The organism is Streptomyces sp. NPDC000075, from assembly GCF_040301925.1.
Classification (GTDB): domain Bacteria; phylum Actinomycetota; class Actinomycetes; order Streptomycetales; family Streptomycetaceae; genus Streptomyces; species Streptomyces polychromogenes.
In genome coordinates, this window is the sequence record NZ_JBEPFL010000009.1 from 185133 (window position 1) to 204899 (window position 19767).

Annotated in this window: 19 protein-coding genes and 2 pseudogenes; 10 read left to right on the forward strand and 11 right to left on the reverse strand. The window is 68.8% G+C overall.

Annotation, left to right across the window (positions count from 1 at the left end; genetic code table 11):
- Positions 1–14: 14 nt before the first annotated feature.
- Positions 15–629, reverse strand: coding sequence for a cysteine peptidase family C39 domain-containing protein (locus ABT403_RS13880; protein ID WP_344151877.1), 615 nt, complete (start codon positions 627–629; stop codon positions 15–17).
- A gap of 766 nt (positions 630–1395) precedes the next feature.
- Here ABT403_RS13880 and ABT403_RS13885 point away from each other — a divergent pair.
- Both ABT403_RS13885 and ABT403_RS13890 read left to right on the forward strand, forming a co-directional pair.
- The gene (locus tag ABT403_RS13885) at positions 1396–1575 is read left to right on the forward strand and encodes a hypothetical protein (RefSeq protein WP_344151880.1); all 180 of its coding nucleotides are present in this window, start codon (positions 1396–1398) and stop codon (positions 1573–1575) included.
- Positions 1576–1813: 238 nt separating this feature from the next.
- On the forward strand, positions 1814–3382 hold the full coding sequence (locus ABT403_RS13890; protein ID WP_344151883.1) for a serine/threonine-protein kinase: 1569 nt from the start codon (positions 1814–1816) through the stop codon (positions 3380–3382).
- Positions 3383–3669: 287 nt separating this feature from the next.
- Here the strand turns inward: ABT403_RS13890 and ABT403_RS13895 are convergent, their stop codons facing one another.
- Both ABT403_RS13895 and ABT403_RS13900 read right to left on the reverse strand, forming a co-directional pair.
- Positions 3670–4038: a polyprenyl synthetase family protein gene (locus ABT403_RS13895; RefSeq protein ID WP_344151886.1), complete on the reverse strand. Its 369-nt coding sequence runs from the start codon at positions 4036–4038 to the stop codon at positions 3670–3672.
- 348 nt (positions 4039–4386) lie between these two features.
- Positions 4387–4578 carry a hypothetical protein gene (locus ABT403_RS13900; protein ID WP_344151889.1) on the reverse strand — a complete coding sequence of 64 codons (192 nt, stop codon included), beginning with the start codon at positions 4576–4578 and terminating at the stop codon, positions 4387–4389.
- A gap of 116 nt (positions 4579–4694) precedes the next feature.
- Between ABT403_RS13900 and ABT403_RS13905 the strand changes: the two genes are divergently transcribed.
- From ABT403_RS13905 to ABT403_RS13915, 3 genes and pseudogenes are all read left to right on the forward strand, one after another.
- Positions 4695–5195, forward strand: coding sequence for a helix-turn-helix transcriptional regulator (locus ABT403_RS13905; protein ID WP_425580117.1), 501 nt, complete (start codon positions 4695–4697; stop codon positions 5193–5195).
- Positions 5164–6027, forward strand: a pseudogene (locus ABT403_RS13910) (IS630 family transposase); the annotation flags it as partial. The gene ABT403_RS13905 and the pseudogene ABT403_RS13910, both read left to right, overlap by 32 nt.
- Before the next feature lie 93 nt (positions 6028–6120).
- Positions 6121–6708 carry a hypothetical protein gene (locus tag ABT403_RS13915; protein WP_344151896.1) on the forward strand — a complete coding sequence of 196 codons (588 nt, stop codon included), beginning with the start codon at positions 6121–6123 and terminating at the stop codon, positions 6706–6708.
- A gap of 382 nt (positions 6709–7090) precedes the next feature.
- On the opposite strand, the gene ABT403_RS13920 is transcribed toward ABT403_RS13915, so the two are convergent.
- From ABT403_RS13920 to ABT403_RS13930, 3 genes are all read right to left on the reverse strand, one after another.
- Complete coding sequence (locus ABT403_RS13920; RefSeq protein WP_344151899.1) at positions 7091–7957, reverse strand: hypothetical protein; 867 nt, start codon at positions 7955–7957, stop codon at positions 7091–7093.
- Positions 7958–8018: 61 nt separating this feature from the next.
- Positions 8019–8609, reverse strand: coding sequence for a hypothetical protein (locus tag ABT403_RS13925; protein WP_344151902.1), 591 nt, complete (start codon positions 8607–8609; stop codon positions 8019–8021).
- Positions 8610–9281: 672 nt separating this feature from the next.
- A complete protein-coding gene (locus ABT403_RS13930; RefSeq protein ID WP_344151905.1) occupies positions 9282–10292 on the reverse strand; it encodes an alpha/beta hydrolase in 1011 nt (336 codons plus the stop codon).
- A 174-nt stretch (positions 10293–10466) separates the two neighbouring features.
- On the opposite strand from ABT403_RS13930, the gene ABT403_RS13935 reads away from it, so the two are divergent.
- A protein-coding gene (locus ABT403_RS13935) for an IS5 family transposase (RefSeq protein WP_344151908.1) occupies positions 10467–11284 on the forward strand; the annotation gives its coding sequence in 2 pieces (ribosomal slippage) (positions 10467–10809 and positions 10809–11284; 819 coding nt in all).
- Positions 11285–11531: 247 nt separating this feature from the next.
- Here the strand turns inward: ABT403_RS13935 and ABT403_RS13940 are convergent.
- Positions 11532–11789, reverse strand: a complete 258-nt coding sequence (locus ABT403_RS13940) for a hypothetical protein (RefSeq protein WP_344151911.1) — start codon at positions 11787–11789, stop codon at positions 11532–11534.
- A 202-nt stretch (positions 11790–11991) separates the two neighbouring features.
- Positions 11992–12249, reverse strand: coding sequence for a hypothetical protein (locus tag ABT403_RS13945; RefSeq protein ID WP_344151914.1), 258 nt, complete (start codon positions 12247–12249; stop codon positions 11992–11994).
- Between the two features lie 113 nt (positions 12250–12362).
- On the opposite strand from ABT403_RS13945, the pseudogene ABT403_RS13950 reads away from it, so the two are divergent.
- Positions 12363–13111 (forward strand): annotated as a pseudogene (locus ABT403_RS13950) (transposase).
- A 6-nt stretch (positions 13112–13117) separates the two neighbouring features.
- Here ABT403_RS13950 and ABT403_RS13955 read toward each other — a convergent pair.
- Together ABT403_RS13955 and ABT403_RS13960 are read right to left on the reverse strand one after the other, a co-directional pair.
- Positions 13118–13852, reverse strand: a complete 735-nt coding sequence (locus ABT403_RS13955) for a hypothetical protein (RefSeq protein WP_344151917.1) — start codon at positions 13850–13852, stop codon at positions 13118–13120.
- Positions 13853–14405: 553 nt separating this feature from the next.
- A complete protein-coding gene (locus ABT403_RS13960; RefSeq protein WP_344151920.1) occupies positions 14406–15215 on the reverse strand; it encodes a hypothetical protein in 810 nt (269 codons plus the stop codon).
- A 1366-nt stretch (positions 15216–16581) separates the two neighbouring features.
- Between ABT403_RS13960 and ABT403_RS13965 the strand changes: the two genes are divergently transcribed.
- The gene (locus ABT403_RS13965; RefSeq protein ID WP_344151923.1) at positions 16582–17445 is read left to right on the forward strand and encodes a hypothetical protein; all 864 of its coding nucleotides are present in this window, start codon (positions 16582–16584) and stop codon (positions 17443–17445) included.
- Between the two features lie 265 nt (positions 17446–17710).
- Entirely contained in the window at positions 17711–18001 is a 291-nt protein-coding gene (locus ABT403_RS13970) for a hypothetical protein (RefSeq protein WP_344151926.1), read from the forward strand.
- 95 nt (positions 18002–18096) lie between these two features.
- Here the strand turns inward: ABT403_RS13970 and ABT403_RS13975 are convergent, their stop codons facing one another.
- Entirely contained in the window at positions 18097–18444 is a 348-nt protein-coding gene (locus ABT403_RS13975) for a hypothetical protein (RefSeq protein WP_344151929.1), read from the reverse strand.
- A 783-nt stretch (positions 18445–19227) separates the two neighbouring features.
- Between ABT403_RS13975 and ABT403_RS13980 the strand changes: the two genes are divergently transcribed.
- Entirely contained in the window at positions 19228–19506 is a 279-nt protein-coding gene (locus ABT403_RS13980) for a hypothetical protein (protein WP_344152091.1), read from the forward strand.
- Positions 19507–19767: the final 261 nt, after the last annotated feature.

Below are 19767 nucleotides of genomic sequence, written 5' to 3' on the forward strand. Positions count from 1 at the left end.
CGCCGTTCCCCCGCTCAGGCCAGGGACACTCCGCGGCCGGCGAAGAACCCGGCGAAGGCGGCGACGGGCAGGCTCGCGGTGCGGGTCCGGTCGGTGTGGCCGGACGGGTTGCGGAAGTGGACGGTGTCGCCCCGGCGGCCGGTGACGAGCACGAGGTGCCCGCCCTTGCCGGGGGCCGGGTTCTCGGGCCGGCGGATCTCCCGGTGCACCGAGGCCATCACCAGCCGGCCGGAGTCGAGCAGGGCCAGGAGGTCCGGCACGGGCAGGGTGGGGTGGACCTGGGCGTGCAGGCGGTGGACGTCCTGTACGTACCGGGCGAACGGGGCGTAGATCAGGCCCCGGATCGCTCCGGTGTCCGTGTCCTCGGTGTACGCCCCGTACGTCCGTGCTCCGTCGAGGAGTTCGAACAGGCTGGGCGCGTCGCCGTGGCGGGCCAGGAGGGCCATGCGCAGGCAGGCGATGCCGCACATGTGGCCGCACCAGGTGCGGTAGGTCTCGGCGTCTGGAGCCCCGCTCTCGGCCCAGCGGGGATCGGCTCCCTGGTCGTGGCCGTCGTAGACGATCGCGGCGATGAGGTCCGGGCTGGCGTACTGCGTGACGGTGGGGAACGGGAGGTCGGGGTCGGGCACTGGACGGAGTCCTTCCGGTGGGCGGGCAGGGGAGGGAGGGCTTGCCCCGCGCCGCCGCGGAGTTCACGGCTCCCGATCCCCGGCGCCGGATCCGTCGGGTGCCGAACGCCCAGCACGAACGTACTCGACGCCACTGACAGTCAGGTACCGGCGGTGGGCGGCAACTGGACCAAACCCACGGACGCGCGCTCGCCGGGCCGGGTGTGGACTGCACGCACCGTCCACGTGCCGAGGGCAGGGGCACGACCACTTGCTCGGGAAATCCGCCGTCGGGGAACTCGACACCCAGGTCGGCCCCCGCGGTCGCGGAGCCCATCAGCACCGCCGAGCCGCCCGTCTTCCAGGTGCCGCACGTCTCCCACTCTCTCTCGCCGGATCCGCGAGGACGGCGCCATGCTCAGGGTGAGTGCGGCCTCATATGCCGTTGCCGCCGACGTACGGGTCGGCAGCGTCACGGGCGGGCACGTCGACTGCTTCCCCACCGATGCCATGAACGCCGTACGCAAGGTGTCCGGGTCGATGAGCTCGACCTTCCAGGGCAAGCTGGACATGGAGGGCGGCATCTCCCTGGTCGTCAAGGACGGGTGCCGGCTCGACGTAACAAAGCTGTCCGGCGAAACCCCCGCTGGGCGCCATGAGTGCGACACCCCAGACGACACGGCCGGGGCAGGCGACGCAGGTGGGATCACGAGCCGACGCCGCATACCCTCTGGCGCCCGGAACCGTCAGTGGCCGCCCGACGGGCCTGACCACGTTCGAGGTCACGGTGGGATCCACGGACTTCGCGCTGAAGCAGGCGGGTGCCGCGCGCGTCAACGAGGCCTTCGGCACCACCCTCGCCAAGGACGCCACGTTCATGAAGCGCATGGCCCGTCCTCCAGGGCAGCCTGGGCTGAGCCCGACCCGGCGGGAACGCCCCGGAGCGGGGTTCGTCCGCGCGCGATGACCCCCGCGAGGGCTCCCGGACCGCCGGACGAACGCTTACGGCGCGCCGCCGCTCCTCTTCCGCCGGATCCCCGCGCGCCGGTGTGGCGGTGGCTCGCCGATCGCCGGTACCGGCGCGCATCGCCGACGGGGACCCTGACTCCGGTCGTCACCCTCAGCCCCCGCAACTCACTTTGTTTTACAGGTCGTTATACGATCTGACCGTGAGCGGACGACGGAGCCTCGCCGACGGTCGATATGTGCTGGAGATCGATCCGATCGGCACGGGCGGGATGGGCTCCGTCTGGCGAGGGTACGACCGGAAGCTGCACCGCACGGTCGCGGTCAAGGCGCTCCACCTGCCGGATGGCCTCGGCGCCGAGGAACAGGCCAGGCTGCGGACGCGCGCGCTGCGCGAGGCCAGGGCGATCGCCCGCCTCGAGCACCCGGGCATCGTCGCGGTGCACGACGTCCTCGAGGAGGACGGCCAGCCGTGGATCGTCATGCGCTTCATCGCGGGGCGCACGCTCGACCAGGAGGTCGCCGCCAACGGCCCGCTGAGTCCGCAGCGGGCCGCCGAGTTCGGCACGCGCTTACTCGAGGCGCTGTCGGCGGCGCACGACGAGGGGGTTCTGCACCTCGACATCAAGCCGCAGAACATCTTGCTCGACGACAAGGGCCGACCGGTGCTCACCGACTTCGGAATCGCGTCGGTCGCCCACGCCACCGCGCCCCAGACGGAGGCCCTGCGGGGCACCGCCGGCTATGTCGCCCCGGAACGGCTGGCCGGATCCGAGCCGGGCCCGGAGGCCGATCTGTGGTCTCTGGGCGCCACGCTCTACTTCGCCGTCGAAGGCCGACCGGCGTATGCCGCCGACAACGTGGCAGCCGCGCTCGCGGCGGTCATGACCCGCGCCCCGGAGCCGATGACGCGCGCCGGGGCGCTGGCGCCGACCATCGCGGGCCTGCTGACGCGCGATCCCGCCCTGCGCCTGGACGCGGCCGGCGCCGAAACGGGGCTACGCACCGCCGCTGCGACGATCGAGATCGCGCCGCAGGAGGACGGCCCGCGGACGAAGGAGCTCCCCGCCGAGGCGGCTGACCCGCCGAGCGGACCGGCTCGAAAGCACAGGAGGGCCGTGGCTTTCGCGGCGCCCCTCCTGCTCGCAGCCCTCACCGCTCTCCCGTTCGCGCTCTGGCACGGCCGCGGAAACGCCGGAGAGCAGCCGAGCCGGGCGAGTTCCCCTGCCAGCCCCTCCCCGACTCCCAGCACGAGCACCACCCCGAGCCCCAGCCCGACCCACACCCCGAGCCCGACGCCGACGGTCATCGCACGGTACGACAAGATTCCCGAGTTCTGCGTCAAGGTGGGCAGCCGGGCCGGCGCGGTCATTCCCAGTATGGACACCGGCAAGGAAGACAACTGGGCGGCCGGCGCCAGCCTCTTCGCCGGTATCACGGAGTCACATGACTGCCGGTGGAGCACGGAAGGTTACTGGTACAACTACCCCTGGGCCGCGGACGTCAGCGTCCACACCTTCCGTTTCTCGTCCGGCACCTTCGGATCGGCGGCCTTCGAAAAGGAGCGCTCGGGCTCCTTCTACGGGAACGCCGTGCGGCTCCACGACTTCGCGGACGACCTCTGCATATCCAACCCGACGGGCGCCGACTACGGGTACGCCCACGTGATGTTCCGCATCGACAACCTGCTCGTGCAGGTGTCCTACGAGATGCAGACCACCACAGGCACGCCCGCGCCCTCCGTGGCGAAGCCGCGTGGCCTGGACATGGCGAAGTACGTATACGAGGTCTTGACCACCGGCGCCTAGGGGCGTATTCGGTCGTGATCAAGGGCTGGTTCGGGTGAGGTCCGTGGCCCAGATCATGGCGGCGCGGAGGTGGAGGCCGGCGAGGTAGCTCTCGGGCGTTTGTCGTATCGAGTGGCGACGCCTCGGCTCGCCGGGCCTTCAGCTTGTTGATCAGGCGCTCGACGGTGTTCCGCTCCTTGTAGCGGTCGCTGGCCGTCGACTTCACCCAGGTCCGCGACGAGAACATGAACACCGAGGGCTCCGGCCAGGCCGCCTGACGTGGCCTGACCGGTCCGCGTCAGCTTGGGTCACTGGTGCTGAAAGTCCGCACACGCGTCCCGGACGAAGGTTTCGGTCTCGTGGCGGGTAGCCTGGTAGTAGGCCCTGAGCTGCTCTTGTGCGGCACCTTCATGCTGGAGTGCGTAGGCCACCGCAGCCGTGACCCGGCGTTCCCGAATGTCCGACAACCCGTCGCTGTGGCGTTCCTTGTCATTCCAGACGTCGCCGAGGTCGTCGCTCAGCTGAATGGCCGTGCCGGCCTGGAACCCGAACCTGGCTGCCGCTTCGACCTGCGCCGGCGTAGCACCAGAGCATCGTGCTCCGGAGGCGCTGAAGCAGCCGGCGATCTCAGCGAAGATCCGGTCATCAGCGCGGCGGGGGTACCGAAGACGGTCCATGCCGATGGTTGTCCGTAGCGGACGGGGTCACGGTCGACGATGTCTCGTGAAGCAGGCCTCCCGCCATCAGCAGCATGTTGGCCGCGGCGACGTTGGTCGCGCGGCGCCAAGTGTGCTCGTCACGGCTGACACACATCATGGTCAGCGCCGCCAGACGCCTTCGCCTGCCTCGCCAGTACTTCAAGAACAGCTCATGGCCCTGTTGATCCATCTCGGCGTTACCCGAGCCAGCGGCCGCCCGTCACGCTGCGTAATGGCCGGAGGGTAAGGAACAAGCACAGAAGTTGGCCAGAACCACAACCCGTGAATTAAGCCAGTGGGTCTTCAGAGATGGAGGTGGGCTGGTCGTCAGGTGAGGAAGGGGGAAAGAGCCGCGGCGGCGGCGAGGGCGAGAGCGGCGGCGAAGGCCTTGGCCGCGCGAGTGAAGGCCGTCGGCCAGGTCGCGCCGTCGATACGGGCTAGCGTGCCGGCGCCGACGGCGGACAGCAGCGCGACGATGACAGCGACAGCGGCCGCGAGAAGGACGATGGCGACGGTCACGACGGACTCCCCGGACTCGATGGATGTTGACAGGGATGAAGCTCGCGAAACTGTGCGCCATGGTTCACGGGGACGAAGATGAACACGGGCGCACACACCACCCCGGGGGCCATCACATGCACGACGAGCAGGATCACCGCAGTCCCGCGCAGGCCGAACTGCGCAGGAGACTCGATGAGGGACGGGCTCTCGCCCGCCTGGATCAGACGCAACTCGCCAGGAACGCCGGTGTCGGGCGCGGGACAGTTTCGAAGGCACTCTCGCCCCGCGGAGGCGTGCCATCGGTGGACACGGTGACTCTGCTGGCCCGTGCACTGAAACTGCCGGTGGTCGAGCTGCTGGAGTTGAGGCGGACCGCGGCCGAGGAAACCGGTGCGGCGTCAGCCGACGTGCCGGGGCCGGGCCGGCCGATCGGGCAGTGGGAGCCGCACGACCACCCAGCCGGCCCCGGCCAGAGCACGTCGGGCGCCGTCGGCGTGCGGGTACTGCCTGGGTACGTGCGACGCGAGCATGATCAGGTGCTGTCCGACGTGGTAGCGGAGGCCGCGGAGGGACACAGCGGCATCGTGGTCCTGGTGGGGACCTCCTCGACGGGCAAGACCCGCGCATGCTGGTAGGCCGTGCAGCCGCTCGCTGAGAAGGCATGGCGGTTATGGCATCCCTTCGACCCGACACGCCACGAAGAACGCGACGCACTGGTCGACGCGCTCAATGGCCAAGGAACTGAGTCTGTCGCAGTCGACTGTGTCACGGGTCTGGCGCGCGTTCGGCCTGCAGCCGCACCGGTCGGAGACGTTCAAGCTGTCGACAGATCCGTATTTCATCGACAAGGTCCACGACGTCGTCGGCCTCTATCTGGACCCGCCGGAGCGGGCCCTGGTCTTCTGCGTGGACGAGAAGTCGCAGATCCAGGCAGTGGACCGCTCGCAGCCGGTGCTGCCGATGACGCCCGAAGCGCCGCCACGCGTCACACATGACTACATCCGCGCCGGCACCACCACGCTGTTCGCCGCTCTGGAGGTGGCCACCGGCAAGGTCATCGGGCCCCTGCACCGCCGCCATCGGGCCGAGGGGTTCAAGAAGTTCCTCACCAAGCCCGACCGGGAAGTACCGGCCGGCCTCGACATCCATCTCGTGCTGGACAATTACGCCACCCACAAAACCCCGGCCATCAAGACCTGGCTGCTGGCACACCCCCGGTTCCACCTGCGTTTCACACCCACCGGATCGTCCTGGCTCAACCTTGTGGAGCGATGGTTCGCCGAGCTGACGAACAAGCGGATACGGCGAGGCGTCCACAAGACCGTCCAGGCTCTGGAGAAGGACATCCGAACCTGGATCGCAGCCTGGAACACCGACCCCAAGCCCTACGTCTTGACCATGACCGCAGACGAGATCCTTGAACGCCTCGCCTCATATCTGAATAGAATTCCTGACCCAGAAGACTAGTTCAACGCGGATCAGGTCCTTCGCCCTTCGGCGCGGAAGCCTCCGCGTCCAGGACCGCCGGGGGATGTCAGAGGGGGATCGTAGGGTCCCCTCATGGGTATCTACTTGTGCAGCGTCGACGCCGACGCCTGGTCGGACGATGACGTCCTCGGGCCGGCCGCCCGGCTGCTCGACGGCGAGCTGGTCCGGCGCGGCCTTCCGCGCTGCACGCCGCCACCGGCGGCCGGCCTCGGGCAAGGGTCCGGGTCCGGTACGTGGTTCGAGGAGAAGATGTACCGGCCGATGCGGACCTTCGAGGAACTGTGCCGGGCCCAACCCGACGGCGATGAGTGCTGCGAGGCACTGCTCGGCTGGGACCTGCTGATACCCGTGGACTTCATCGGGGCCATCACCCTGCCGGTGTCGGGACCGTACAGCGACACCACGACCGTCCACAGCGCACATCGCGTACTCGGGGCGGCGCGGGGTCTGGCCTCGCGGCTCGCCCTGCCGCCGCAGGTGCCCAGCCGGTGCGACAACCTCGACCTCGGTAACTGGTTCGGCGGCCCAGCCGCCGCCGAAGCCGCCGCGGCCCACCCCGGACCATGGACCCAGGATCTGGACGCCGCGTACTACACCGCGCTCTACCTCCGCGCCGCCGAGCACTCGCTCCGCCGGCAGTGCCCCATGAACTACGTGTGACGGACCCCCCGTGAACCGAGGCCCGGCGCCGGGGGCAGGCCGGGCCTCCGTGGGCCGTGGCACGCACGCACGAGCTCACAAGCCCACGAGGAGGTTCCGGTCCAACTCTCACGTCCGAACTCGGTGGCGCGGTCGAGGTCCGGCGCTCCCTGGATCTCAACGACGATCGGGGCAGCGGCCTCGGCGTCGAGATGGTGGCCCTCGCCCCTTCCGGCTTGGGGGCCGTGCGCCACGCAGGTCCGGCTGCGGGAGGGCACAGAGCACGAAACAGAGCTCGAAAGGCCCGACCTCCGCACTCGGGCTTCGAGGAGGGGGCTCGGGCTGCGGGACAGCCAGCCGCTACACGCTTCCCTGGAGGGGATCCGGCCGGGCTGCCGGACGGTCAGCCCTGTAGGATGGTGAACAGCACCGGCGTGTGGATGCCGAGGTGAGCGGCGGAGTCGGCCACGGTCGCGGCGAGCCAGCCGACAGCGTCACAGGACCACTCCGCCAACTCACCGGAGAGTGTCATTCCGTGCAGGGGCGGACCGTTCCAGAAGCGGTCGTCGAACGGCGGCGCCGGAAATTCTCTCGGCGGAAGGACCTCGTCGATCTCGCCGGCGAACACGTTCTGCTCCGCAGAGACGACGTGGCGGGCGAGCTGTGGCGCCACCATGGGAATCGACCGGTCGACGCCGCCGTCGATGCGGACCTTCACGGGTACCCGTGCCCGGCGGTCGCACTCCCCGAACCAGTCTGAGGTCCGCATGGACGGCACCAGTGCGTACGGCGGGCGGGCCGAGGCTTCGATCCCCTGCACCGGCAGAAGGATTTGGACCGCGGTGAGGCTCACGGCGCCGGCCCGTTCTGTCGTGTCCTGAGCGCAGCGCAGGAACGGCTGGACGGGAAGTGGCCGGTCGTCGGGCAATGCGCTCACCTCGACCTGGAACCACGAGATCAGGTTCGGCCGCGGAGCGGACAGGGGGTGGCTCCAGCCCGCGTCGTTCATGGCCCACAACCCCGGCGCGGCGTGCGCGCGCCGACCGGCGGCACTCACTTCCTCAGCGCCCGCCCTGTCGTCGAGCCAGCCCATCGCGAGCGATCGCTGATGGAACAACTGGTATGCGTCGTGTTCCGACGCGGGATCCCGCCACGCGTGCGGGACGAGTTCTCCGTAGAGCGCGGCGAACATGGTTCCCGCAGTGCGACGAGCGGAGGGCGCCACACCCGGCTGCGCGAGGGCATCCTGCTCCGACGTCTGATCCGACATGTCGCTCTCCCTCTGGATGGACTCGGCGACCTCCTGCCACTGGAGGGGCCGACAGGGCCTCTCAGTAGACCCGGCAGTCCACTTCAGCCTGGTTCATGGGCTTCTCTCCGGTGTCGATCTCGTCGATCACATCGACGTCCACATGGTTGCGCCACGAGGTACGTTGGGTGTCGCGGCAGTCACGCCGGGCCGCTGTGCGCTGAACGCTCCCGCCACCCGGCTTGAGCGTCTTGGTCTCCGAACATGCCTGCTGGCGCCAGGTGTTGTCGGTGTACCACTCGTACAGGCAGTTGAACACCTTGGCGCGGTCGCTGCCGCAGTTGCCCTTCTCCCACCACCCGTGACCGGAGGCTGCCACTCCAGTGCTCGACCGGTGTGGATTGTCCCTCCCGCTGACCGGCGTGCATCCAAGCGCGGCAGCGTGCCGAGTCGTACCTGATTCATCGACCGCATTCATATCGATCACCCGACCGGCAGCGTCCAGATAGACCGCGGCCGCGTCGGAGCCGGAAGGCGCGACACCCGGCACCGCCGTGTCTGCCTGCTCGTCGCCGCCTCGGTCGGACGCAGCTGTCGTACCAGCCGATGCGCCGCCGATCAGCAGAGAGGCGAGTGCGGCGATGATGGTGAGTCGGAGCCTGCCGTTGCCCATAAGGAGCCTTTCAGATGCCGGAGGTCGCACTGGCAGGGTCGTGATCGGCCGCGCCCCAAACGAGTTTCGAGCTATCAGCACGGCTCGACCAGCGAAGAGGGGATATTTACCTCTATGGAATGAACCAGGATGTCGCTCGACGGCCGACTCGTTCCCGATGTCCTTCACGAGGCAGCCGCCCGGGTGTGTGATAGGTGATGTCTGCGGCCATGAGATGCGACGCATGCCGGTGGCTGAACCGCGGATGCCGTGGGACATCGCGGTGAAGGAACGCTGGTTCTGTTCCTGGTGCTACGCCTGGACCGAATTCGGGTACGACCCGCGCGCGGTCACACGGCCCCAGTACGGCTACATACCGTGGGAACGGGCGGAATCCCCGCAGTTGCCAGGGACTGTCGCCACGCGTTCAAGTACCGCACCGGTGCCCCGTGCATCGCAGGGACCTGCCTGAGCATTCCGGCTCCTGGAAGGACGCCCACGACGAGCTGCCGAAGTGCGCCGCCGACGGCACCAGCCGGGATGCTGGACGCTTGTCGGTCCAGAACCTCGGGAGGGCTCCGTGTCACGCGGCTGTCCGCCCAGGTTCCGTCGTAAGGTTCCTCGACCTCGTTGCCACGGGACGCCTGCCGGGACGTTGTCCATCCCGCGACCGACTACCGCCGGCGGGGACCGTCAGGTGGTGGCGAGGAGGCGCTCGAGCCAGTCGCGGCGCGCCGCGACAGCGGCCTTGCTGATCCGCGCCTCGGGGGCTTTCCGGTCGAATCCGTGGATTCCGCCGGGCCACACGTGCAGCTCGGCTTCGCCGCCGGCCTGCCAGATCCGGTCGGCGTAGGCGAGGACCTCATCGCGCAGGCACTCGGCGGAGCCGACGTCGAGGAACGTGGGCGGCAGGCCGGCCAGGTCGGTGGCGCGGGCGGGCGCGGCGTACTGCGGCACGTCAGCTGCGCCCCGGACGTCGCCGAGCAGGGAGCTCCAGGCGAACCCGTTGCGGCTGCGGTCGAAGAGTTCGACGTCGTCCATCTGCAGGGCCGAGGCGCTGTCGTTGCGGTCGTCGAGCAGCGGGGCCATCAGCAGCTGGCCGAGCAGGCGGGGACCGCCCTTGTCGCGCACGGTCAAAGCGAGCGCGGCGGTGAGGGTGCCGCCGGCGCTGAAGCCCGTTACGACGATGCGCTCCGAGTCGATGCCGAGCTCGTCCGCGTGGTCGGCGACCCACAGCAGACCGGCGTAGGCGTCGTTGATCTGGGCGGGGTAGGGGTGCTCGGGCGCGAGCCGGTAGCCGACCGAGATCAGCGTGGCCCCGAACCGCTCGGCCGTCTCGAGTATCTGGTCGAGCCCCTTGCGGTGATCGCCACCGTAGAAGCCGCCGCCGTGTGTGAAGTAGAGCGCCGGCCGCGCTGCGGGCGCGCCGGCGGGTGTGCACACCAGCAGCGGGATCCCGGGGGCGCCGTCCAGGCCGGGCACCGAAGGCTGGAAGACGGTGAAGCGCCCGCCATGGCTGAGGTCCTCGTGTTCCTCGTGTGCCGCCACTGCGGCGTCGGCCTCGGCGCGGATCGCCGACAGCTTCTCGAGACTCATCGGCGCCACGTCCGGTTCCTCCGCCAGGTAGGCCTCGTAGACGACCCGAAGTTCGGCATCGAGAGGAACGGGAACGGTGGGCACGGTCTTTCCAAGTTCAAGATCCATGCGCGCACGCTAGCGCTCCTGCTTCTTTCGCATCATCTGGTTTTCAACACCTTGCCGATCGCGCGGCAGGGCCGGGCGGATCAGCCCCTCGGGTCAGCCGTGGGCCTGCTCGATCCCGACCAGTCTCGCCGAGTAAGACCGTGTCCTATGTGGTGAGACGTCGTTGAGCTGTGTATGGGGCGGGGTACGTGGAGTTGGATTGTTCCGGACGGACTGTGGGAGATCGCGAAGCCACTGATCCCACCGTCGAAGGTCCGGCCGCAAGGCGGCGGAACGCAGGACACGCCTGATGAGACGCTGTTCGCGGCGATCGTCTACGTGCTGGTCTCCGGCTGCGCCTGGCGGGCCCTGCCGCCGTGCTTCGGGATATCGAAGTCGACCGCCCACCGCCGCTTCCTGATCTGGTCAAGAGCCGGAGTATGGGGCCGGCTGCACGAGGAAATCCTCTACCGGCTCGACGATGCCGGTCTCCTCGACCTGTCCCGAGCGGTCCTCGACTCCGCCCACGTCAGGGCGAAAAAGGGGGCGAACTCACAGGTCCGAGCCCCGTGGACCGGGGCAAGCCGGGCTCCAAGATGCACGTCCTGTCGGACGCGGCCGGACTGCCCCTCCTCGTCGGCCTCTCAGCAGCCAACACCCACGACAGTCAGGCCCTGAAGCCCATGGTGCTCGGTCACCAAACGAGACACGACCCCCACCGAGGCCGCCGCTTCAAGCCCCAGCGCCTGCACGCCGACAAGGCCTACAACATACCTGAACTGCGGAAATGGCTCCGCGGCAAACGCATCGGCGTCCGCATCGCCCGCAAGGGCATCGAGTCGTCCGAACGCTTAGGGCGTCGGCGGTGGGTGATCGAGCGGACCATGTCCTGGCTTACCGGCTGCCGCCGGCTCAGCCACCGCTACGAACGCCATCCCCGCAACTACCTGGCCTTCCTCGGCCTCGCCGCCGCCATCTGCTGCTACAAACGACTCGTCCGCCTCACCACATAGAACACGGTCTAAGACCGGACGGCACACGCGGCAAGGTTGGTGCGCGCTCTGTGGACGTTCACGTAGTTCCTCACGTCCACGATCACGTGATTCCCCAGGGTGTGATCGTGTGGGGCCTGGTCCGACCCGTTTCGGTATCTGGCCAAGCAGGTGGACAGCTCGGGCCGGTGTCGGTGCTCTGCGGGAGATGCCGTTCCAGTAGGCGTCGGTGAGCGACTCGACATCGTGAGGGGCGCTAGTGGTCCCGTTACGGATTGCAGAATTGATCCACGGCATCCGCGCAATCGGCCTCCTTCTCCTTCGCCTCTTCCCAGAGCTTCCGATCCTTTTCGACCTCGCCCTCCTGGGCTGCGATGGCCGCAGGGTTCGGCGGCTTTTCCGCTTTGAGCTTCTTGAGCTTTTCCTCGGCTTCGAGCAGAATCTTGAGCCTGTATTTTCTGTGTTCTACGGCTTTCTTGAGGGCAGCCTTGGCCTCTTGGCAGTGGGGCGCTGATGGGTGCGACATTCGTCCTCCTGTGGGACCCCGCTCGACCTACGGAGCTGGACGGGGTGCCAACCGCAGATCGTGTATGACCGGATCGCGGTTGCACACCGCTCGGGACGGTATTGCATCTTTCATGCCGATGCATCGAACACGCCCACGCTCGGGTGGAGGTTGCAACACTTGAGCCGACGCCGCACCCACTGACGCCACTGCGGCAGGGCCGTCAGACCGTCGGCACGCCCCGTCCGTACCAGAGCTTGCCGTCCTTGATGTAGGCGATGTGGGCTGTGTCCTTGTCGTACACCAGGGAGGGCCAGGAGCCGCCGGCGGCATCGACGGCGAGCGTGCTCCACGTGCCTGCGAAATCCCCGTGCAACTCCCTCTTCGCCAACTTCAGCTGCCCGTCCGCGTAGGCGATGCACAGGACGCTCCGCCAGTTCAGCTCCGCGCAAGGAGCCGTCCTGTGCGTGAGCGTTTTCAACCAGGCTACTGATCGGGTGAGGCCGGTGAGGCCGTGGTGAGGACCGCAACGCACAAGGTTCCCGTGCCGTTGGGGGAGGTGTTCGAAGTCCCAACCCACCGGCAGGATCCCTGTTGGTTCCCTATCCTGCTGCACTCGACCTCCCGCATGCCCTGGGCGAGTGGGTCACGATGCTCATCGTCACCCGTAAGGGTGACCGCAGTTGCAGACTCCCGCCGCACCAGCGGGCGCTCGTCGCTCTGGTGTACCTATGCCGCCACGACTCCCTCACCCGATCGCTGCCGGCTTCGGGATATCGGGCGGCACCGCCCACGCCTATGTCACCGCAGTAACCGGTCTGCTCGCCGAAGGGGCCCCAGGCCTGCTCAAGGCGCTGCGCGAGCATGATCCGGAGTTCGTCCTCCTGCACGGGACCCTCGCCGAGTGCGACCGCGTCGGCGACAGCCGAGCCGACTACTCGGCCAAGCACCACCGGCACGGCGTGAACGTCCAGGTCGTCACGGACCCCGCCGGTGAGGTCCTGCGGATCTCACCCGCACTGCCGGGCCGCACCCACGACCTGACCGCGGCCCGCACCCACGGCATCATCCGGATCTGCGAGCGCCAAGGCGTCCCGATCCTCACCGACATCGCCTACCAGGGCGCCGGCCCCTGGGTCACCACCGGACTCAAACGCCCACCGGGCGGCGAACTCACCCTCACCCAGCGCACCGTCAACCGAGCCCTTGCCGCGGCACGGGCACCGGTCGAACGCGGCATGGCACGACTGAAGTCATGGCAGATCTTCCGCAGATCCCGCATCAGCCCCAACCGCATGACAGCCATCACCAGAGCCGTCCTCACACTGGAGCGGCAACGCTGAAAACGCTCAGTGTCCCAGCGCTTGTCGCAGTGTTATCCCGTGGCGGATGCGCAGGCGCCGTACTTCCCATACCGACAGGGCCGTTACCGACAGTGGGCCTCCGAGCATGAACGTGTACAGCACTTCCGGAGGAGCTGCGACGTCAGGTCCGTTGAAGAGCTGGAACGCGAAGAGCGACCAGACCAGCAGGGGCGAGAGCAACGCTGGCAGCAGCTGGTGCACCTCGCTGGCCTGGAAGCAGGTGAAGACGCAGTAGTAGCAGAGCAGGAGGGTGTAGGGGATCGAGGCGAGCAGCAGCGCGAGGGCTGCCAGCCAGCCGACGATAAGGGCCAGGATGGACAGCGCGGAGGAGATGAAACCGGGACCGGTGATCGCGGAGAAGAAGCCCTTCAGGTCCCCGCTCTCGACCAAGTCGCCCCGGAGGGTCTGCCAGGCGACCCACATGGCCGCGGGGCCGGCGACGAGCAGGACGGCGGCCATGATCGGCCCGCGGAGCCGTTCGGCGAAGTCGCGACGCCGGTCCGGGGTGCTGGCCACGAGGAAGGCCGTGATGCCGATGATGCTGCCGACCGCCAGGATGCCGCACGAGAAACCCAGTTCGACGAGCTTGCCGACGAGGAAGTCCTGTCCGCCGCCGCTGAGCGGGTAGGCCACGATCAGCCAGACAGCGGCGACGATGCCCAGGATGGTCCGGGCGAGCTGCATCCGGGAAATGAGCGTGTCCTCCACACGCTCAGCCATCGGAGCATGCTCGAACTTCCCCATCCAGGACCGCAGGAACGCCCTCAGCGCACCGCCGGGTGCCGATCGGTCGCCGTATCTGGCTCTGGTCGCAACCACGTCTTCTCCCCCAGTATCAGCCGCGTTCCGCGCACCTCTCGGGCACGCGGAGCGCCACTACAATCATCGAACATCTTATCGGGCATTGGGCGCTTGTTTAACGCCCTCACCTGCAGTTTTCCGGTGGCAGCGGCGGCCGGTGTCCTTCCGGCGCTGCGGTCCGCCGCTGGCAGCGGAGCAGCGCCAAGGGCGGTCAAGGTTCCGCCGCCTGGACCGCCGTCGCCCCCGTCGTTACGTCATGAGAAGTCCATGGTGTTGTCCTCGAAGGAGGTCGTCGTGTTGATCGACGCCCGCTGGCGGTTTCGCCCCCACCTGAACAACTCCGAGGGTGTGTAGAGCAGTTCGACTCCCTTCTTGGCCGCGTGCTTGGGAAAGCCGGGGTCGTTGGCCCGCGCCCAGCGGATCGCGTTGAGGGTCAGCTCCGGAAGGAGTTCCTCCTGCGCCCTGCTCAGCCCTACCGGGGCCTCCGAAGGCTCCCTCGGATCGCGGCTGGCGTCGCGGCGGCCGCGGCTGGGGCAGAGACCGGCGCGGGCGCGGGTGCAGGCGCGGATGGCGCCGCCGCGCTCAGGGTGTGCGGCGTCTGATCGGCGGGGCTGATCAGGGGAGCCGGGGCCGGTTCGGAGCGTCGGGAAGGCAGCGGGGCCGGGGCCACATGCTCCGCGTGTTCAGGCATCTTCGGTCGCGCGGGTGAAGCGGGGGCCGCGTCCAGCAGTGACTTCGGGGTGGGGCCGGCCATCGCCCACGCCCGCGCCTCCCCGTCAGTCATGAACATGACCTGGGTGCCGTGGGCGACACCGCCGAGAACCACCTGGGCACGGCCGATGTGACGCGTCGACTTCGGCGCCGGGTGGACCTCGGGTACGAGCATCCTCCAAGCGTTCTGGGTGTAGCGGGCCAGGATTCGGGTGGCGAGGTTCTCCCGCATCTCCGGGCCGCCGAGTGCGCGGGCGGTGGCTGACTGTGCGACGAGCAGGACGTTGAGCCGGACAGCACGGCCCATGAAGAGGATCTCGGCGAGCGCGTCGATCGCGGGGCTGACCTTGGGTTCGCCCTTCTCCTTGATGCTGTCCCAGTACCTCGTGAGTTGCTTCATCGTCGCGTTGATCTCCTCGAGGAGGATGACCAGGCGCGGGCCGACGGATGAGGGGTCCGCGTCGTCGCCGAGCTTCTCCGCCGCGTGGATGCGGCGCCGGCCCTCTTCTCCGAGGGCGATCAGCGCCTCGTGGATGTCGGCGATGTCGCGGCAGTAGGTGACGTTCCGCACGCCCCGTGCCCACTGGTGGCTGACGCGTTTGAAGTCCAGGACGTAGGCCAGCGCGCCGCTGGGAGGCGATGGTGCGCAGAATGACCGACTTGCCGCCGCCGGTGCCGGCGTTGACCAGGACGTGCGGTGACTCGGCGTCCAGGTCGACGGAGACGATCTTGCCGCCGCGCTCGAGGCCGATCAGCGGCGCGGATTCCGGGACGCTTTCGACGAGGGCTCGGATGCGGGGGTCGGATGCGGGGGTCGGAGAAGACCACCTTCGACGGCGGCTTTTGGACCTTCCGGGCCACAACGTAGGGCTTGCGCCCCTCACGGGTCCAGCTGAAGGAAGCGCCCTGCCGGGCGAGCTTCTGGGTGATCGCCTCCATGACGGCGCACTCGTTGAACCCGAGGGCGACAGGAGGGTCGAACGGATGACGGCGTCGTCGTCGCTGAAGTTCCTCGGTACGTGGAGGTAGGAGCGGGGGTCGGTGTGCCGGGACAGCCCGAGCGGTCCCACCAGCGCGAGATGGAGGGGCTCGACCCATTCCCGAAGGAGCTCGGCCTGGCCGCGGTTGCCGAATGCCGTGGACGACACCGCCCGCCGCGGCGAGGGTGACTGCGCCGGCCCCACCGTAGGGGAGGAACTCCAGGGTCTGCGCGGGCAGACGCCAGTAGGTGTATCCGCCGTCGGCCACCACACCGAGTCCGCCGAACCGGACGAGAGCACGCTGCCCGTACGGCAGGTAAGACCACTTCCCCACCCGGCCCTCAACTCCCTCCTGGACACGGGTGCCCTTACGGATGAAGCCGCGTCCGTCCGACGGATACAGTCCATCTCAAGCCCCGACAGGAATCGGGCCAGCGCCTTCGCGGAGGTCCCGGCCATCTCCTCCAGTTGCCGGTCGAAGTTGCTGCTCCCCATCCCTACCTTCTTTCGCGGCGCCCGCTTCCGCTGCCCGCGGGGGCCGGTCTACGCGGACGGTAGGCGTGGCGTCCTGTGGATAAGGAAGACGCAGGCGCAGGACCACGGCCCCGTCGACTCGGTGCTGCGACGGTGCCAGACATGGGGTCGTCGAACTCGAAGAGGCCGGACGCCGTTCGGGCGTCGTCCTGCACCGCCAAGACCAGTGGGCGTGCTCTGAATGGCGGACCGGCTGCGCCATCGTCGGCGACGAGTTCGCCACCACCGTCACCGTCTGCCGCGGCTGCGCAACCGGCCTGCACGTCACGGCAGCCATCCCCCCGTCGTACGGGGAGGGGACCGACTAGAGTTCGGGGATGCAGATATCGGGGAGGTCCTGTGGCTGACAGGCGCTGTGTTGTCGCTGCGCAGGAGAGCTCGAGCGGTGCCGGCGGCACCGTGCCTGGCGACGAATCTCAGCTTGTGAGCCACCCCTCCCCAGTCAAGGGCACAGTCGCCGTATTCCGCGGCGGCGCCTACCAGGCCCTCGCCGCCGAGGGGCTGTGGCCGTGCATCGAGTTGTTGCCCGAACCCGACTGCCCCGCACCCGCGGACCTCGCGCCGCGTAAGGCCGCCGACGGGTCACTGCGATACCCGGTTCCCCCGGAGCGCCTCGAGGCCTGGTACACCGTGACGTGGACTTTCCGCTGGCACGACCAGCCCTTCAAGTGCACCGGCGCCGACCCCGCCGCGCTCACGGGTGACTACCTCGGCTCCGACGAACACTTCGCCAGGGAGCACCTCAAGCGCCGGGGAATTCGCTACCACGGCGTCTTCCCGCGCGAGGAAGTGACCGCGCTGGAGGAGCACCGCGAGGACCTGCTCCAGCCGCTCCACGCCATGGTGCGGCGCCTGTCCGAGGTCGATCATTTCCGCCCCAAGGCCTACGCGGTCCACCGCGGTCGGACGTATCCGGCTGCTGCCGAGACCGACGGCTCGGGCCTCATCGCACTAACCACCGGGAACGACCGCCCCGAAGGACTCATGGCCGACGCCCGGAACCCGGGCGCCGGGCACTTCGTCGCCGCTGCGGAGCAGCTGGACGCCTGGTACCGCGTCCACTGGACGTTCCGCTTGCAGGGAGAGCCCTTCGACGCGCTCGGGACGGTGGACGGCAGGATCAAGGGCGTCTACACAGGTCGTAGTTGGGGCTTCGTCGCGCACAGCTGGCAGCTGACCCCGGAGAAGGGTCCCGCCGATGGTCACACCCGGTACACGGTCGTGGTGAACCCCAACGGCGTCACGGACCTTACACAACACCGAACCGACCTGCCGGCCGACCAGTAGCCACGACGCCCTTCTGCACCGATTGGCTGCGTCGGTTTCAACCAGCAAGAGCCCCCCAGGGTGGCGGGGGCTCGATCGTGCGTGCTGAGCCGGCTGCGTTCGTGGCAGGATGACGGCATGTTGATCAGAAAGGGCGATGCCGCGTAGGCGTCCGAAGGCCGTCCGTGATGAGCAGTGGCGGCCTCGCAGCCACGTTGTAGTTCGCCGGATCCGGGGCGTTTCCGCGAGGACTCGTGCAGCTGTCCGCCGCGTCGAGGATGAGCGGATGTGGCCTGGTGCAGTTGCTGACGCGCTCGCTCGTTTCGAGTGGGCGTTCAGGCAACCCGGCCGGTATCTGAATGCATCCCAGGTCTGGCAGCCCGGTCTGGAGGTGGAGTATGCCCGAGATGATCTGGAAGAGGTCATGCTTCACCTCCCGGGCGGTGCCCGGCGTGATCTCGGCCGGCTGATTGCTCGTATCGACGAGGAGTTCGAACGTCGCACCCTGCCGAATCCTGGGCCGGTGAACGTTTTCAGGATGGGCGGCTGGTGGTGGTCAAGGATCCGTGAGTACTGAGAGTCGTTGTCCGGTCTCACGGCGCTGAGACTCCTCCGCGGTTCTCCGAGAACGAACGCCCTCCGCGGTACGCGTCGAGGCTGTGAGGGGGCCGTTCAGGAGTGAGCGGCGGGCCTGCGCACCGCCAGGGTGAGGCCCTTGTCGCCGTTGCGGGTGAGGAACACGGCCGCTCCGTCAGCGGTGTGCAGGAGAGGCACGTCGGTTCCTGTCTCCAGCACCTTCGCCTCGCCGGTGGGGGTGTTCAGATCCAGCTGAGCGGCGGCGGTGACGTCGGCGGTCTCGGATTCCTGCACGGCCCCGTACGCGGTGCCTCCGTTGCGGATCGAGGCCACGGCGATCGTCTTGCCGTTGCCGTCGCTCTCCAGGCAGATGCCCCGCTTGTTCTTGAGGTCGAAGACCACGGATCCTGCGGCCAGGTACTGGCCGTCGGGAGAGGAGACCACGCGGTAGTCGCGGGTGGGGCGGTCGGAGGGGGCGGCAGTTCCCGCCGGGCTGCCAGCTGATGAGCATCCGTCCGGCCGCGGCGCCGTAGACGCTGCCGTTCCAGAAGCCGAGGAAGCCGTTTTTGGGGTTGACTCCGTCGGGTGCCAGGGTGTCGCTGAAGTAGCGTCCGGGGATGCCGAATCCGCCGCCGGTCATGGAGACCAGGGGGCCATCTACGGTGGCGGCCACGACGCGGCTGCTGGTACACATCGGGGCGTGACCGCACTGCGGCAGCAGCCGGTCGGCGGCCGGGTAGCCGGTGACCTCGCCGCTGGTCACGTTGACCGTCGCGGAGCGGCGGGGGAAGAGTCCGTTCTCTCCCCAGGCCACCAGCAGCCGGCCGCCCGTCGCCTGAACCCGGATCTGGCCCGGATCCGCCGATACCGGGACGTCGATTTCCCGCAGCGGCTTGACGGCTTCTCCCTGCGCGTCTGCCGGGAAGACCGCGAGGCGGACGATCTCGGCACCCTCGTGCAATTGGTCCTTGCCGAGCAGGCCGTGGGCGTAGGCCACGACGTACCCGCGGCCGTCGATCTCCACGCCCGTCACGTCCGGGATCTCCGCGACCCCGCTGGAGGATCCCTGGGCGCCGGCCGTGGGGGCCGGGGGCTTCCACGGGGCGGAGCGCCAGGCCAGCTTGCCGTTGGAGGCGCGAGCGGCTGACCTCGCTCGTCTCGGTCTGGCTGCTGTGGGACGCGGAGTGGTGGCTCGTTCTCGCCCTGGCCCCGGCGCTCCTGGCACGGATGTCGTACCTCGGGGCGGTTCAGGCTGCGGTGGGCTACGGCGCCGCTCTCGACGCGGCGATCGACACGAACCGCTTCGCTCTGTACGAGCAAGTCCGCCTGCCGCTCCCCGAGAACCCGGAGGCGGAGCGGGCTCTTGCCCTGCTGCTCTGCACCCACTGGCGCCAACGCGTGCCCCTGCCCGGCCCCCTGGAGTACCTCCACCCCGGCACGCGGGATCCCGGCTTGCGTGGAGACCGTACGTCCGACACCGCCGGAGGCGGTACGACCGCGGCTTGACCGGGCGGGGGGACGCGAGCCCGCATCCGCTTGGTCGCTGCACACGTGCTCCAGCCCGCCGGCCGCGGCCGCGGCCTCCCGGGCACCGCGGGTGATCTCCCCGAAGTAGGGATCTCGGTCAGGGGGTCAGTCTGGAGGGAGACGCAACAGATGCTCTCCGCCGGCCGCCACCACGACGCCCTGCCCCCGGGCAGCATGAGGGCCAGGGGACCTTGGCAGAATCCCGGCACGGTGATGCCGAACCTGCCGGGGAGCAGTCGT

Coding starts and splice junctions, on each gene's coding strand:
- ABT403_RS13895 (WP_344151886.1), bottom strand. CDS start 4,038: ATGGACCGTCTTCGGTACCCCCGCCGCGCTGATGACCGGATCTTCGCT.
- ABT403_RS13905 (WP_425580117.1), top strand. CDS start 4,695: ATGCACGACGAGCAGGATCACCGCAGTCCCGCGCAGGCCGAACTGCGC.
- ABT403_RS13915 (WP_344151896.1), top strand. CDS start 6,121: ATGGGTATCTACTTGTGCAGCGTCGACGCCGACGCCTGGTCGGACGAT.
- ABT403_RS13920 (WP_344151899.1), bottom strand. CDS start 7,957: ATGTCGGATCAGACGTCGGAGCAGGATGCCCTCGCGCAGCCGGGTGTG.
- ABT403_RS13925 (WP_344151902.1), bottom strand. CDS start 8,609: ATGGGCAACGGCAGGCTCCGACTCACCATCATCGCCGCACTCGCCTCT.
- ABT403_RS13930 (WP_344151905.1), bottom strand. CDS start 10,292: ATGGATCTTGAACTTGGAAAGACCGTGCCCACCGTTCCCGTTCCTCTC.
- ABT403_RS13940 (WP_344151911.1), bottom strand. CDS start 11,789: ATGTCGCACCCATCAGCGCCCCACTGCCAAGAGGCCAAGGCTGCCCTC.
- ABT403_RS13955 (WP_344151917.1), bottom strand. CDS start 13,852: ATGGCTGAGCGTGTGGAGGACACGCTCATTTCCCGGATGCAGCTCGCC.
- ABT403_RS13970 (WP_344151926.1), top strand. CDS start 17,711: ATGTGGCCTGGTGCAGTTGCTGACGCGCTCGCTCGTTTCGAGTGGGCG.
- ABT403_RS13980 (WP_344152091.1), top strand. CDS start 19,228: ATGTCGTACCTCGGGGCGGTTCAGGCTGCGGTGGGCTACGGCGCCGCT.